Here is a 13,649-nt window from a genome sequence, read left to right as displayed (position 1 = left end):
GGTACGGGGATTTGTAACGTACGCCCAATTCACGGCACCCGCGCACGGATGCACCCCCGGCGCACCAGTGCGCCGGGACCTACACCGCCTCGTAGGCCAGGCCCCCGTACGCGGACAGTCCGCCCCCGCACGCCAGTTCCGCGCCCTCCCGGGGCGTCTCCTCCTGGGGCTGTGAACAGCGGTCCAGTTCGCACCAGATGCTCTTGCCGGCGCCTTCCGGGCTCCAGCCCCAGCGATCCGCAAGGCAGTCCACGAGCGCCAGACCCCGGCCGCCGGTGGCGTCACGGCGGGCGCAACGCGGCACGGGGGCGCGGGAACTGGTGTCGGCCACCTCCACCCGCACCGTGGCCGAGGCGGCCGACCCGGTCTGCGCGCCCGGCAGGGAGAGCCGCAGCACGGCCGGGCGGCCGGTGTGCACCACCGCGTTGGTCACCAGCTCGGAGACGAGCAGGATCAGGGTCTCGGCCAACGGCTCGTCGGCCGCTATCCCGAGCCCGGCGAGCCGCGAGCGGGCCCACGCCCTCGCCCGCCCCACCTCCGCGGGGTCGGGCCGGATCTCCAGCTGCACTTGAAGCACCTGCACCGCTCACACCATCCGAACCGGCGGACACATGTCCCCGCGCCACACTGCCGCCACGACGGGAGCCGCGACGACGATCACGACGAGGGCCACGATCGTAGCCATTTTCTGCATGGCCAGAACAACGGCCAGAGCAGGGATCACGGACCGTGATTCCCTTATGAGACAGCATGGTTGACGTACAGTCACGCCAACAAGCGCTTCGGGCATATTCCAGCGCGAAGGAGTACGCGTGCGGCATACTGTGCGACGCTCGTGCCGGGAAGTCGAACAGACGGCGCCCGAAGCGGTGTCCGCGACGGCATCCGCCCTGCGAGCGGCGGTGCGCACCGTGCCACCCGGCGCCACCCCAGGGGCTTCGCCGGCTCGGCTCGTGCTCGCGGCCACTCGCATCCCACACAAGGTACCGGAGCGAACGCCCGACTCCAGGCCGTGACGAGTCACGTGAAGGACACAACCGGGTATCAACGCTCCGTGATGGCCAGTACGCCACGATCCGCAACATCCTGGGCCATGGCTTTTCCGGCGTCGCAGCCCAGGGCGGTGCGGGCCGGTCAGCTGGCCAGCCGCGCCGCGAGCAGTTCCTCACTCTGTGTACCTCCACCGCCACGCTCGGCCCGCACCCAGGCCCGCTTCAGATGCAGATGGACGTCCGCCTCCCAGGTGAAACCCATGCCGCCGTGCACCTGCAGACAGTCGCGCGCGCCGCGTACGGCGGCCTCGTCGGCGAGCAGCCGGGCGGCGGCGATGTCGGCCGGATCGCCGGTGACGGCTGCCGCGTACACGGCCACCCGCGCGGTCTCGGCCCGCACCAGCAGGTCCGCACACAGATGCTGCACGGCCTGGAACGCTCCGACCGGCCGCCCGAACTGCTCCCGCGTCCGGGCGTGTTGCACGGCCAACTCGCACACACGCCCGGCCGTGCCCAGTTGTTCGGCGGCGGTGAGGAGGACGGCGAGGGGGTCCGTGGCCTGGGCGGCAGGCACCCGGTGCAGCGGCGTCAGCGGGTCCAGCGACCTCAGCGGTACGGCGTCCGAGACGTCCCCGAGCACGACGTCCGCCCCCGCCAGCCACTCCACCAGCTCCCCGTCCACGGCCGCGACGACCGTCTCCCCCGTCGCCGCGCCGGGTACGGTGCCGGCCGCGAGGTGCGTGGCCACGAGCGGCCCCGGCACCAGCGCCCGCCCCGCCTCCTCGAACACCAGGACCGCCTCCGCCGTCCCCAGCCCGACCCCGCCCTCCGCCTCGGGCAGCCGCAGCGCGAAGAACCCCGCCTCACCGAGCGCCCGCCACAGCCCCCGGTCGAGCCGCCCCGACGCGTCCACGGCCGCCCGCAACGCCTCGCGCCCGAAACGCCGGTCCAGCAGCCCTCGTACACCATCCCGCAACGCCCGCTGGTCATCGGTCAGTTGAAAACGCACCCTCATCTCCCCCTCGGCAGACCGAGGATCCGCTCGGCCACGATGGTGCGCTGGATCTGCGAGGTGCCGGCGGCGATCGTGTACGACAGGGACGACAGGCGGTCGAGGACCCACGGCCGGTCCAGGTCGAGGCGGTCCGGGCCGAGTACGTCCGCCGCCGCGTCGTACAGGTCCTGGCGGGCGTGCGAGTAGCGGAGCTTGAAGAGGGAGCCGCCGACGCCCGGCACGCCACCCCCGCTCGCCTCCGCCGCGCTCACGTTCCACTGGGTCAGTCGCCACAGCGCCCGGAACTCCGCCTCCAGCCGCCCGAGCCGGCGCCGTAGCACGGGATCGTCCCAGCGGCCGTTCTCCCGTGCGGCACGGGCGAGTTCACCCAGCACGCGCCGACAGGCCACCACCTCGCCGACGAAGGCCGTACCGCGCTCGAAGGACAGGGTCACCATGGTCACGCGCCAGCCGTCGTTCTCCTCGCCCACCCGGTTGGCCACCGGCACCCGCACCTCGTCCAGGAACACCTCCGCGAACTCGGCCGACCCGGCGAGCGTACGCAGCGGCCGTACGGTGATGCCGTCCGCGTCCATGGGCATCGCGAGCCAGGTGATGCCCTGGTGCCTGGGCGCGTCGAGGTCGGTGCGGACGAGCAGCTCGCACCAGTCGGCGACCTCGGCGTGCGAGGTCCAGATCTTGGACCCGCTCACCACGTAGACATCCCCGTCCCTACGCGCGCGCGTGCACAGTGCGGCGAGATCGGAGCCGGCACCCGGCTCGCTGAACCCCTGGCACCACACCTCCTCCCCGCGCAGGATCGGCGGCAGCCAGCGCGCCCGCTGCTCGGCGGTGCCCTCGGCCGCGATGGTCGGGCCGGCGTGCAGCAGGCCCACGAAGTTCGCCCCCACATAGGGCGCCCCCGCGCGCTCGGTCTCCTCCAGGAAGATCAGCCGGGTGGTCGGGGAGGCGTCCCAGTGGACGTCGGCGTACCCGGCGTCGTGGAGCGTCCGCTGCCAGCCGAGGTCGTAGGCGCGGCGGCCCGGCCAGTCGTCGGGCGAGGGCTTGGCCGGGAGGGTGGGCAGCACCTTGGCCAGCCACTCCCGCAACCGGACCCGGAACTCCTCCTCCTCGGGCGTGCAGGTCAGGTCCATTACCGGTCGAGATCCAGTCCGAGCATGCGGATGGCGTTGCCCCGCATCAGCTTGTAGACCGTCTCCTCGTCCAGGCCCTTCACATGGTCGAGCGCGACCTCTTTGGTGTGCGGGAAGGTCGAGTCGACGTGCGGGTAGTCGGTCTCGAAGGTGGCGTTGTCGCGGCCGACGACGTCGATCGAGGCGACCCCGTGCCGGTCACGGAAGAAGCAGCAGAAGATCTGCCGGTAGTAGTACGTCGACGGCGGCTCGGGGATGAGATCCCTGACCCCGCCCCAGGCCCGGTGCTCCTCCCACACGTCGTCGGCGCGCTCCAGGGCGTACGGCACCCAGCCCATCTGCCCTTCGGAATAGGCGAGTGTCAGGCGCGGGAAGCGGACCAGGACCCCGCTGAAGAGGTAGTCCATCATCGAGGCCATCGCGTTGTTGAAGCTGAGCGAGGCCTGGACGGCGGGCGGGGCGTCCGGGGAGGCGGCGGGCATCTGCGAGCTGCTGCCGATGTGCATGTTGACGACGGTCCCCGTCTCCTGGCACACGGCGAAGAACGGGTCCCAGTAGCCGGAGTGGATGGACGGCAGCCCGAGATGGGTGGGGATCTCGGAGAAGGTGACGGCCCGCACCCCCCTTTCGGCGTTCCGCCGGATCTCGGCAACGGCCAGCTCGACATCCCACAGCGGAATGAGACACAACGGGATCAGCCGCCCCCCGCTGCCCCCGCACCACTCCTCCACCATCCAGTCGTTGTAGGCGCGCACACAGGCGAGGCCGACCTCCTTGTCGTGCGCCTCGGCGAAGGTCTGCCCGCAGAAGCGGGGGAAGGTCGGGAAGCAGAGGCTGGCCTCGACGTGGTTGAGATCCATGTCCTTCAGGCGCTCGACGGGATCCCAGCACCCGGGCCGCATCTGCTCCCGGGTGATCCCCTCCAGCGTCATCTCGTCCCGGTCGAACCCGACGGCGGCGATGTTGCGCTTGTACGGGAACTTCAGGTCCTCGTAGATCCACCAGTCCGTCGGCTGTCCCGCCGGATCCATGGTGATCTGGTACTTCCCGCCGACGTAGGCCAGTTCACCGATCCCGGCGGTCAGCGGCTTGGGCCCCCGGTCCCGGTACCTGGCCGGCAACCAGGTCTCGAAGAGGTGGGCGGGCTCGATCACGTGGTCGTCGACGCTGATGATGCGGGGCAGTTCGGTCATGTTTTCCCCTCCGCGTTCTCCTCCACCGGACCGTACTTATCTGATGGTCCGTCAGATAGCATGGCATCTGACGTGACGTCAGCCAAGCAGGGGGCGACATGAACGAGACCCCGCACGCTCTGAGTTCCGCACCGACGCTGTGGGACCTGGTGGTCCGCCGGGCCCGCCTCACCCCCGACCGGCCCGTCCTTCTCCAGGGCGACCGCCGCCTGACCTTCGGCGCACTGCGTACGCGCGCGGAGCGGGTCGCGGCGGGCCTGTACGACATGGGGGTGCGCCCCGGCACGGTGGTCGCCTGGCAGCTGCCCACCCGCATCGAGACCGCCCTGCTGTCCTTCGCGCTGGCCCGCCTGGGCGCCGTACAGTCCCCGGTCATCCCCTTCTACCGGGACCGGGAGGTCGGCTTCGCACTGCGCGAGTCGAAGGCGGAGTTCTTCGCGGTGCCGGGGGTGTGGCGGGGCCACGACCACTCGGAGATGGCGCGTCGGCTGGGCGCGAAGGGCGTCTTCGAGGCGTACGACGACGACTCCTTGCCGGACGGCGACCCGTCGACGCTCCCCGCTCCCCCCTCCGAGGGCACCTCGGTCCGCTGGATCTACTGGACCTCGGGCACCACCTCCGATCCCAAGGGCGTCCTGCACACCGACCGTTCCCTGATCGCGGGCGGCTCCTGCCTGGCGCACGCGCTGCGGCTCACGGCGGACGACGTGGGCTCGATGGCGTTCCCGTACGCGCACATAGCCGGCCCCGACTACACGGTGATGCTGCTGTTGTACGGCTTCCCGGCGGTGATGTTCGAGCAGTTCGCCCTGCCGGACGCACTGGAGGAGTACCGGCGGCACGGGGTGACGGTGGCCGGCGGTTCGACGGCGTTCTACTCAATGTTCCTGACCGAGCAGCGCAAGCAGCCGGGCGCGAAGGTGATCCCCTCCCTACGCCTCCTCGCGGGCGGCGGCGCCCCCAAACCCCCGGAGGTCTACCACTGCGTCGTCCGCGAGATGGGCGTCCAGCTGACGCACGGTTACGGCATGACGGAGGTCCCGATGATCACCATGGGCGACCCGGAGGACACGGCCGAGAACCTGGCGACGACCGAGGGCCGCCCTCCGGCGGGCATGGAGATCCGGATCGTCGACGGCGAGGTGCGACTGCGCGGCGAGGCCGTCTGCCAGGGCTATCTGGACCCCGCCCAGACGGCCGCCGCCTTCGACGCCGACGGCTTCCTCCGCACGGGCGACCTGGGCCATGTCACGGACTCGGGCCACCTGGTCCTCACCGGCCGGCTGAAGGACGTGATCATCCGCAAAGGGGAGAACATCTCGGCCAAGGAGATCGAGGACCTGCTGGCCGCGCATCCGGCGGTCGCCGACGTGGCGGTGATCGGCCTGCCGGACGCGGAGCGGGGGGAGCTGGTGTGTGCGGTGGTGGAACAGCCGCCGGGGGCCGAGGAGTTGACCTTGCCGGACGTCGTCACGTACCTGCGGACTGCCGGCCTCTCCGTGCACAAGCTGCCGGAACGCCTGGACGTGGTGGAGGAGCTGCCACGCAACGACACCCTGCGGAAGGTGCTGAAGTACAAGCTGCGGGAGCGGTTTTCCCGACCGTTGCCTTAGGCGCTCGGGCAACCCACCTCGGCCCCGTCCACTTGGGACGGAGCGGGTACGGCGTACCGGCCAGCGGAATCGGTTAGCCGGCCGGGTCGTCTTCGGTCCGCAGTTGCTTGGCCGTCTCCTGGTACGCCTCGGCCGCGCGGGCGAAGTAGTCGAGGAGGGTGTCGAGCTGCTCGCCCGAGTAGCCGCTCAGGATCTCGCCGATCCGCTGCCGCGCGGGGGCCATCACCCGGTCGAGGTCGGCGGGCCGGCCGACCGGTTCGACGATCACCTTGCGCCGGTCTCCGGGGTCAGGCGCCCGGCGCACGTAGCCGGCCTGCTCCAGCCGGTCGATCAGGCGTGTGGTCGGACCGGTGGTCAGGCCGGTGCGCGCGGACACTTCGCCAGGGGTCATCGGCCCGGCCAGCTGAAGGATGTTCAGCGCGTACAGGTCGGTGGCGCCGAGCCCGCAGGCCTTGGCGCTCGCATGGCCGTGCAGCATCACCGCGCTCAGGTACCGCCGGTAGACCTCGCTCGCGTCGGATCGCGTGGAGGGCGTTGACACGGGCTTCCCCCTTCCCTAATCTCTTCCTCGAAGAAGAGAAATCTTCAAAGCAGTAACTTCTTCAAAGAAGTTACCATGCCGGGGGAGGAACACCATGTCCGAGGACCGCACCGCCCGCGAGGCCGACACCACCGCGATCCGCGACCTGCTTGAGCGCACCTGCACCGCGTGGGGCAATGGCGACGGCACCACGTACGGCGAGCAGTTCACCGAGGACGCCACCGACGTCACGTACGTCGGCACCGTCTACCACGGAGGCGCCGAAATCGGGCGCGCCCACCAGGCCCTGTTCGACGGCTTCCTGAAGGGCACCGCACTGACCCTGGAGATCGAGAGTCACCGCTTCTACGGGCCGGACACGGCCGTCGTCGTCGCCCGTGGAGACGTCCACAAGGGCAGCGGCCGGCCCAAGCGGCTGGGCAAGTTTGCCACCTACGCGGTCGTCCGCGAGAGCGACGGGCAGTGGCGGATCGCCGCCGTCCAAAAGACCCAGCGCAAGCCGCTGTTCGAGGCCATCTCGTTCCGCTTGCAGCCTGCGACCCGGCCCGCGGCGCGTTGATGTCCACCGCACAGAGCTGGAACCGGAGCGAGCGCCGGGTCGGGCGCGAGCTCGCCCGCCGGCTGGCGGGCGAGGGCTACCGCGTCATCGCGGTGGCCAGCCACGAGGAGCGGCTCCACCCGCTGACGGCCGAGGTCGACCCGGGCCACGAGTGCGTCGTCGCGGACCTCGTCACGGCCGACGGACTGGAGCGGGTGGCCGAGCTCATCGCCGAGCAGCGCGTCCATCTGCTCAGTGAGTCTGGCTCTGGCGAGCGTCGTAGGGCTCGATAACCGATCGACACGCTGATCGTGATCGCGTTAGCTGGGTGGCATGCCCGAGCTGCGTACCGATCGTCTCCTGCTTCGCCGGTGGCGGGAGTCGGACCTCGAACCGTGGGCGGCGATGAACGCCGATCCCGAGGTCCGAGAGCACCTGGGGGGCCTGCTGACGCGGGAGCAAAGTGATGCCGTGGTGGCATCCATGCAGGCCGTGTTCGACGAGCGAGGTTTCGGCTGGTGGGCGCTCGAAGTGCGGGAGACCGGCGAGTTCATCGGCCGCGCCGGCTTGGACGAGGTGGGCGAGGACATGCCGTTCGCCGGGGTGGATATCGGGTGGCGGTTGAAGCGTTCGGCGTGGGGTCACGGCTACGCCAGTGAGGCCGCCCTGGCCTGCCTGGCCTTCGGCTTCGAGATCATCGGGCTGCCGGAAGTCGTAGCGTCGACGACCGTCCGCAACCTTCGCTCCCAGGCAGTGATGCGCCGGATAGGCATGACCCGAGACCCGGTCGACGACTTCGAGGATTCGAGCGTGCCGGAAGGGCCGCTTCGCCAGTGTGTGCTGTACCGGATCCCCGCAGAGATGTTCACGGGCCTCACAGAGAAGGGCCGTGGCGAGCGGCAAGCGTCGGCCCGTGAAGGTGCCTGGCGAGATGGGCGAACTGATCGACGCCATGCTCAGCCCGGCTCCTGAGTCCAGGCCCACCATTCGCGAGGTGGGCAAGGCCCTGAGCTGCCTTTGATTCAGGAAGTCGACGTCTCTTCGGCTGCGGGTGGCAGAGGGTCGGAGACGAAAGTTCCCAGCCCGACCTCGCCACGCGTCCAGCCCTGCTCCCGCACGTACCGCATGGCCTTCGCCGCAGTCGCGTTGACCACGCCGAACTCCTGGGCGATCTCCAGAGTGGACGGCACACGACTGCCCGGGGGATACGTGCCGTCCGTGATACGTCGGATGATCTCCGCTGCGATCTGCCGCCAGAGCGGGCGCGTGCGGTCAAGGTCCATGACCTTCAGCCTGGGTGACCATGGCTTTCCACACATCCGTAGTTATCCACGGTTATCTACGCTAGCCTGCTTCCACGAAAGAGATCGGCCCCAGCGGGAAGCGGCTACTTCCTCGCCAGGGCCTGAGCCGACTGAACTGGAGTCGACCTGTGCGCAGCCTACTGACCGCGATCCTGCGTCTCTTCCTGCCCCCAAGGGGCACCCATCGCGCCACCCCGGCACGTACTCCGACCAGCCCGACCCTGCCGCCCAGGCCCGTCAAGCCGCCCCTGCCCGTCGTCCTCGCCGACGGCCAGCCCCTCGTCCGGCCGTACGTCGTCCTCTGGGAACGCGAACGCGATGAACTCGACCGGCGGCGTCTTCAACGCGAACGGCGACGGGCAGCCGTACTGGCGACCATGGGCCAGGACTACGCCGTCCCGCTGGAGGTCGCCGTATGAGCGCGCCGCGTCTGCGCAGCCTCGGCATCGACCCGGCCACCGGCAAAGAGGCCTACGCGGTCACGCGGCCCGGCGGCCGCCTCGAAGCACTGGCCGACGTTCACGCCCTCGAGTCCGCCGCCGTACTGCTCGCCGTCGTAGGCGCCGTACTGGACGCGGGCAACGCCTCCGACGCCGAACTCGCCGCCTTCGTATCGCCGTTGTACATGGCGCTCGGTGAGTGCGTCGGCCTGATCGTGGACGAGGCAGACTGTCGATAGGCGCCATGCCGGCAAGGGGTGCCCCGAAGCTGGGCACCCCTTCTGGCGCCGTCGACCTTGTCGGTGATCAGGCCGACGCGCTGACCGCTCGGCCGAGGTGCCGGGCGAAGAAGCGGACCGCGCTGTCGGCCTCGAACCGGGGCAGTTCCTTGTGCCTGCCCGAGTTCACGTGCAGGGACTTCTCCTTCGAGGCGAAGGCGTCGAACAGCGCGAGACCCTCCTCGCGCGAGATGTGCTCGTCGTCCCACTGCAGGTCGAACTCGACCGGGATGGTGATCTGCTTCGCCTTCTCGGCCAGGACGTCGGGCCAGTGCTGACCGAAGACCGCGGCCGTGATCCTGGGTTCGATCGCCACGAACGGTATTCCGATCGCGGTGCCCATGTTGATGCCCCAGTAGCCGACCAGCCCGTCAGTGCCGATCTCCGGAAGTTGCTGGAGGGCGTCCAGGGTGGCCTGGTACTCGGGCACGGCGAGTTCCGCCAGGTGGTCGTTGTAGCGGACGACGATCGGGCCTTCCGGCTCGCCGGCCGCGCGCGCCCGGAACAGCTCGGCGATTTCCGCCTCGTCGTGTGCCGTGCGCGGCCGGTCGCCGTGACCGGGCGCGTCGATGACGGCGACGTGGAAGCCGCAGCCGTTCACGAGGAGCTGGGCGCGGCCCGTCATCGCGGGGTGCTTCTTGTGGTTGCCGCCGCCGTGGCCCATCAGGATCAGGGGCGCGCGATCAGCCGCGCCGGATGCGGGCGACCAGAGGACACCGGGGACCTCGCCCACGGTGAAGTCGCGCTCGACCATCCCGTTGGCGGACGACTCGGCGGTGAACTGCAGAGAGTGCATGAGGTGTTGCCTTTCGGAAGTGCCTGGTGATCGAGGCTCTCCCGGCGACACCTACGTCAATCGCCCACCGTGAGGGAAAGGGGGAGCACCCACGTCGATACAGCGTTCACGGGTCTCACCTCCTCGGGCGGTTTCACGGTCCACTGGAAGCTACCAGCTTGATCATCATTCCCTCAACCCTTTTCCTGCCATGTGATCACGACTCAAGCCGACGTCTCTCACCCGGATTGCGCTTCTACGGGTTGCCGCAGAATCGTCCTGAGCTTGGCGGGGTCAGTCCTGCGTGGGTCGCTGAGGTAGATCTCGTGGTGCAACCCCGCCTCCCGCAAGTTGTTGGCGGGGAGGTAGTCGTGGTGCAGCCTGGTCAGGATCGGTGTCTCGTCGTCGTAGGGGCCGATGTGGAGGACCTGGACGCTGGTGCCCTCGTGCAGCGTCTCTGACCGAACGTCCGGAATGGCCGGAAGGTTCTTCTTGGTCAGGGCGGTTTGCTTGGCGTCTTCGATCGCGCCGCCAGTGATCCAGTCGGGGATGTTGATGAGCAGTCTCCATCGCCAGTTGTCCTTGAGCCTGGCCAGGAAGTCGTTCATGTCGTCCGCCCACCACAGTCCCTCGAGTGGGCCCACGACGAAGTCCTTGCCGAGGCTGCCTTTGCTCGCGAACTTGGCGGTATAGGCCACCGCGTAGAGCGCCTCGACCGCGTGGCGGTACGCGGCGGTGGTGTTCGGGTCGCCGTGCCCGTCGATGGCGAGGAAGCGGAGCTCGGGGATGTCGACGAGCTCCCAGTCGGTGTTCTTGGGCGCGTAGCACTTCTTGAACTCGCGCTTGACGTCGTACTTGGTAGTCATGCCGGGGAACCTCCCTGTGAGTGGAACCTGGCGGTGAGGCGCTCGAAAACCAGTGGATCGGCGCCGCTGTACTGCCCCACCGTGCTGCCGAGCCAAGTCATGCCCACCTGCCTGCCCACCGTTCTCCACCGTTGCCACGCGTGCGCGTCCGAGCGCTTCCGGGCAAACGGCAAATTTCGCGTCAACGCAACCACAAGCTCCTTGACGCCTGGCTCCTCGTGCTCTGTACGGCTTGCGGGGACACGGTAAAGCTCACGGTCTTCGAGCGGATGAACGTGCGCTCCGTACGACCGGAGCTGCTGGACCGGATGCATGACAACGACCCTGGCCTGGCAGCTGAGCTGCTCCAGGATCCGGTCGTGCAGTGCCGTAATCGCATCGCCCTCGACTGGGACAACGCCTGGCGCCTCGACACCGGCGAATCGGATCACCTGGACCACGAGGTGATCGACGTCTCGGTCCGCTTTGCGGCGCGGATCCCTGTCCGGCCGGTGCGACTGATCGCCGACGGTTGCGGCCTTTCGCGGGCCGAGGTCGAGCGACTGATCACGGAGGGGAAGCTCGTTTCGGCAGTCTGGCTGAGCGGCAAGCTCTCCGGCGACTTCACCTTCACGCTCAAGCACTGAGCCTCCACGGGACCACGGGCCTGTCCGGCATGATCCGCCGGACAGGCCCCGGCCAGACCGCGCCGCTCCCCAGGGCCTCCGGCTATGGCTGCCCTACTCATTCAGGGCTGTTGCTGCCGTCCGCTCTCTGGCGTTCTGCGAGATGGTCTTGCAGTTCGCGGTGTCGGAACTGGTACGCGACACCGGCGATTCGGAGCAGCCCTGCGTCGTAGGCCCAGGCGAGGAAGCGGCCGAGGCGCCACGGCAGGCGTCCGCGTGTGCAGAGCAGGGTCGCGAGGTAGCGGCGCCAGGCACCGGCCCAGATGAGCCCGAAGAGGACAGCCAGGATGCCCCCGTCAAGCAGTGCTTCAGGTACCAAGCTCTGGATCCAGTAGTGGACGGTGGCTTCGAAATGGCCTGCGGCGATTTCGGCGATGTCCACTGCAAGGGCTCCGGCGATCCCGGCAAGGAAGCCCACCGACAGTCCCGCGCGTAGGTCGGCGCGGACGAGGTCAGTCGGACCCGGTTTCCTGCCACCAGGTGCTGCGGTCTCCAGGTTGAGGCGAAGTCCGAAGGCAAGCCCGGCGATCAGGCCGATCGGCAGAAACTGGGGCAGCGTGACGGTGAGCAGGGCCGATGCGAAGGGAAGCGTCGGATCGGTTGCCAGTGTCAGGGCAACTGCCAGCGACAGGGCAAGCCCCACGACAAGACCTACGGCGAGGGGTCCCATAGCTGCGCGGCGTCCGGCGGGCGTGCGGAGACGGCCTGGATCGACGCCCTTCGGTGCAGGCCAAGCCGTCGTGATCGCCACGGCGATCCAGCTGATGGCCAGGAGCGCGAGGACGGCGCTTGTGGCCATGAACGTGGAATGGACCATCCAGGTGACGACGAGAATCCCGGCGGTGCCGTTGATGGCCGCTTCGACCATGAGGGCGCGGGTTCCGGCGAGGGGCCAGAGGCGGTGCAGGACGAGATCGGTGCCGGGCAGCAGTTGGCCCCCGACCGTGCGAGGGGCGCGGATGTTGTCGTTGAGGTAACGAGCGAGGATCCTCAGCCAGCGCTCGACCTGTTCGGGATGATGGGCACGGTTGCCCGCCCTGGCGTGCAGTTCGGTGGCGGCCGGCACAAAGCAGTCCAGCAGATGGTCGCGCAGGGTCTCGAGGTCGGTGAATCGGAGCAGTTCGGTGGGGTCGCCCTCGGCTTCGTACACGGTCACGGCCAGGGTGAGTAGCCAGGGGGTGGACAGCACCTGTGCGACTGCTCCGTGCGGGCTGCCTTGGGCGTGGTCGATGACTGGCTGCCACGGCTGGGGGTCGAGCACCCGAGCGGTCACGAAGGCTTGTGCCTGGTCGGCGGTGACAGGTTCCACTTCGACGCGGGCGGCATCCAGCAGGCGGGTGCTGGCCGCCAGCGTGTCGTAGGTGGTGGTGCGGCAGGTCAGCACGAGGGCCGCCTTCTGGCGACCGGCCTGGTACCGGTTCAGGGCCGCCAGGGCGTCGGCGGCACGTGAAGAGCCGGCTGGGCTGCCCTGCGGGTCCATTTCGTCCAAGCCGTCCAGGACGGGCAGGACACGCCGCTGGTCCACCAGACGCCTGGCGGTTGCTGTGCTGAGCTGGTAAATGTCCGCCAGCTCGTGGGTCAGCCAGTCGTCGAGCGGTTGGGTGGTGTCCCAGCCGGCCAGGGGCAGGCGCACAGGCACCGGCTCGTCGGATTTCCGCTGTTCGAGCAGGCCCAGCATGAGCTCGACCGCCAGGACGGTCTTGCCCGCCCCGGCGGCTCCGGTGATGATCAGCCGCTGCGGCTGAAGGCGGCGGTAGTAGTCGGTGATCTCGCGCAGGGTTCCCGTACCGGCAGCACCGGCAGCGACCCGGGACGGTGCTGCGCGGAGCATGAAGGCCACGTCGATGGGCTCGTTGTCGCCGCCCAGCAGCTGGGTGCGCTGCGCCAGTTCACCGGCCTGTACCGCCACGGCCAGGTTCCCGGCTGCCTGAGTCAGATCCACATCCGGAGGCTTGAGCAGTCGCCCCGCCGCGCCGGCCACCGCGAGAAGGCCGGCCGCCAAGCCCACCACTGTGGATACGTCCGTCTTGTGGCTGCTGGCCAAGGAGAAGACAGCCCAGGCAGCGAGCGCCAGGCATGCGGCGGCCAGCAACAGTCCCGCTGGCCGTCGAAACCAGTCCTGTCGAAGAACGTGTCTCATGTGGTTACACCAACTGGCTCCCTGCTGATCGTGACACGGGTGACTCACGTCTTGGAGCGCACGGCCCGCACCCAGCGAACGCTCCATGGGATCAGCGTGCGGCCGACCGCAGCGGCTCGCAGCTCGGGCTACTTCTGTGGCGGGATGGCGGAACGA

At 69.3% G+C, this 13,649-nt stretch carries 14 protein-coding genes and 3 pseudogenes; 8 read left to right on the top strand and 9 right to left on the bottom strand.

Features of this window, described 5'->3' with window-relative positions; genetic code table 11:
• Positions 1-79: 79 nt before the first annotated feature.
• The 4 genes from ACH47Z_RS24195 to ACH47Z_RS24180 all read right to left on the bottom strand — a co-directional run bounded on the left by ACH47Z_RS24195 (position 80) and on the right by ACH47Z_RS24180 (position 4,333).
• On the bottom strand, positions 80-568 hold the full coding sequence (locus ACH47Z_RS24195) for an ATP-binding protein (protein WP_399077044.1): 489 nt from the start codon (positions 566-568) through the stop codon (positions 80-82).
• A gap of 566 nt (positions 569-1,134) precedes the next feature.
• A complete protein-coding gene (locus ACH47Z_RS24190; protein ID WP_399076928.1) occupies positions 1,135-2,001 on the bottom strand; it encodes an acyl-CoA dehydrogenase family protein in 867 nt (288 codons plus the stop codon).
• Positions 2,002-2,003: 2 nt separating this feature from the next.
• Positions 2,004-3,140, bottom strand: a complete 1,137-nt coding sequence (locus ACH47Z_RS24185) for an acyl-CoA dehydrogenase family protein (RefSeq protein ID WP_399076926.1) — start codon at positions 3,138-3,140, stop codon at positions 2,004-2,006.
• Positions 3,140-4,333, bottom strand: a complete 1,194-nt coding sequence (locus tag ACH47Z_RS24180) for an amidohydrolase family protein (protein ID WP_399076924.1) — start codon at positions 4,331-4,333, stop codon at positions 3,140-3,142. Before ACH47Z_RS24180 ends, ACH47Z_RS24185 begins: the two co-directional genes overlap by 1 nt.
• A 98-nt stretch (positions 4,334-4,431) precedes the next feature.
• On the opposite strand from ACH47Z_RS24180, the gene ACH47Z_RS24175 reads away from it, so the two are divergent.
• On the top strand, positions 4,432-5,946 hold the full coding sequence (locus ACH47Z_RS24175) for a class I adenylate-forming enzyme family protein (protein WP_399076922.1): 1,515 nt from the start codon (positions 4,432-4,434) through the stop codon (positions 5,944-5,946).
• A 73-nt stretch (positions 5,947-6,019) separates the two neighbouring features.
• On the opposite strand, the gene ACH47Z_RS24170 is transcribed toward ACH47Z_RS24175, so the two are convergent.
• On the bottom strand, positions 6,020-6,487 hold the full coding sequence (locus tag ACH47Z_RS24170; RefSeq protein WP_399076920.1) for a MarR family winged helix-turn-helix transcriptional regulator: 468 nt from the start codon (positions 6,485-6,487) through the stop codon (positions 6,020-6,022).
• Positions 6,488-6,581: 94 nt separating this feature from the next.
• Here ACH47Z_RS24170 and ACH47Z_RS24165 point away from each other — a divergent pair, with 94 nt between their 5' ends.
• From ACH47Z_RS24165 to ACH47Z_RS24150, 4 genes and pseudogenes are all read left to right on the top strand, one after another.
• Entirely contained in the window at positions 6,582-7,046 is a 465-nt protein-coding gene (locus ACH47Z_RS24165) for an SgcJ/EcaC family oxidoreductase (RefSeq protein ID WP_399076918.1), read from the top strand.
• Positions 7,046-7,318 (top strand): hypothetical protein, encoded by a 273-nt coding sequence (locus ACH47Z_RS24160; RefSeq protein ID WP_399076916.1) that lies wholly within the window; start codon positions 7,046-7,048, stop codon positions 7,316-7,318. The genes ACH47Z_RS24165 and ACH47Z_RS24160 overlap by 1 nt, the downstream gene beginning before the upstream one ends.
• 40 nt (positions 7,319-7,358) lie before the next feature.
• Positions 7,359-7,877, top strand: a pseudogene (locus ACH47Z_RS24155) (GNAT family N-acetyltransferase); the annotation flags it as partial.
• A 16-nt stretch (positions 7,878-7,893) separates the two neighbouring features.
• Positions 7,894-8,046 (top strand): annotated as a pseudogene (locus tag ACH47Z_RS24150) (protein kinase); the annotation flags it as partial.
• Position 8,047: 1 nt separating this feature from the next.
• Here ACH47Z_RS24150 and ACH47Z_RS24145 read toward each other — a convergent pair.
• Positions 8,048-8,308 (bottom strand): GntR family transcriptional regulator, encoded by a 261-nt coding sequence (locus ACH47Z_RS24145; RefSeq protein ID WP_399076914.1) that lies wholly within the window; start codon positions 8,306-8,308, stop codon positions 8,048-8,050.
• Between the two features lie 149 nt (positions 8,309-8,457).
• On the opposite strand from ACH47Z_RS24145, the gene ACH47Z_RS24140 reads away from it, so the two are divergent.
• Together ACH47Z_RS24140 and ACH47Z_RS24135 are read left to right on the top strand one after the other, a co-directional pair.
• A complete protein-coding gene (locus ACH47Z_RS24140; protein ID WP_399076912.1) occupies positions 8,458-8,748 on the top strand; it encodes a hypothetical protein in 291 nt (96 codons plus the stop codon).
• Positions 8,745-9,008, top strand: a complete 264-nt coding sequence (locus ACH47Z_RS24135; protein ID WP_399076910.1) for a hypothetical protein — start codon at positions 8,745-8,747, stop codon at positions 9,006-9,008. Before ACH47Z_RS24140 ends, ACH47Z_RS24135 begins: the two co-directional genes overlap by 4 nt.
• 67 nt (positions 9,009-9,075) lie before the next feature.
• Here ACH47Z_RS24135 and ACH47Z_RS24130 read toward each other — a convergent pair whose 3' ends face one another.
• Together ACH47Z_RS24130 and ACH47Z_RS24125 are read right to left on the bottom strand one after the other, a co-directional pair.
• Complete coding sequence (locus ACH47Z_RS24130) at positions 9,076-9,843, bottom strand: alpha/beta hydrolase (RefSeq protein WP_399076908.1); 768 nt, start codon at positions 9,841-9,843, stop codon at positions 9,076-9,078.
• Between the two features lie 218 nt (positions 9,844-10,061).
• Positions 10,062-10,688 carry a GyrI-like domain-containing protein gene (locus ACH47Z_RS24125; RefSeq protein WP_399076905.1) on the bottom strand — a complete coding sequence of 209 codons (627 nt, stop codon included), beginning with the start codon at positions 10,686-10,688 and terminating at the stop codon, positions 10,062-10,064.
• A 99-nt stretch (positions 10,689-10,787) separates the two neighbouring features.
• Here ACH47Z_RS24125 and ACH47Z_RS24120 point away from each other — a divergent pair.
• A pseudogene (locus ACH47Z_RS24120) lies at positions 10,788-11,314 on the top strand (DUF1062 domain-containing protein).
• A gap of 97 nt (positions 11,315-11,411) precedes the next feature.
• Here ACH47Z_RS24120 and ACH47Z_RS24115 read toward each other — a convergent pair.
• Complete coding sequence (locus tag ACH47Z_RS24115) at positions 11,412-13,445, bottom strand: NACHT domain-containing protein (protein WP_399076902.1); 2,034 nt, start codon at positions 13,443-13,445, stop codon at positions 11,412-11,414.
• Between the last annotated feature and the right edge of the window lie 204 nt (positions 13,446-13,649).

The organism is Streptomyces sp. NPDC020192, assembly GCF_044388685.1.
Classification (GTDB): domain Bacteria; phylum Actinomycetota; class Actinomycetes; order Streptomycetales; family Streptomycetaceae; genus Streptomyces.
Note: the sequence above shows the minus strand (reverse complement) of the source record. Positions and strands in the feature narration are given on the sequence as shown.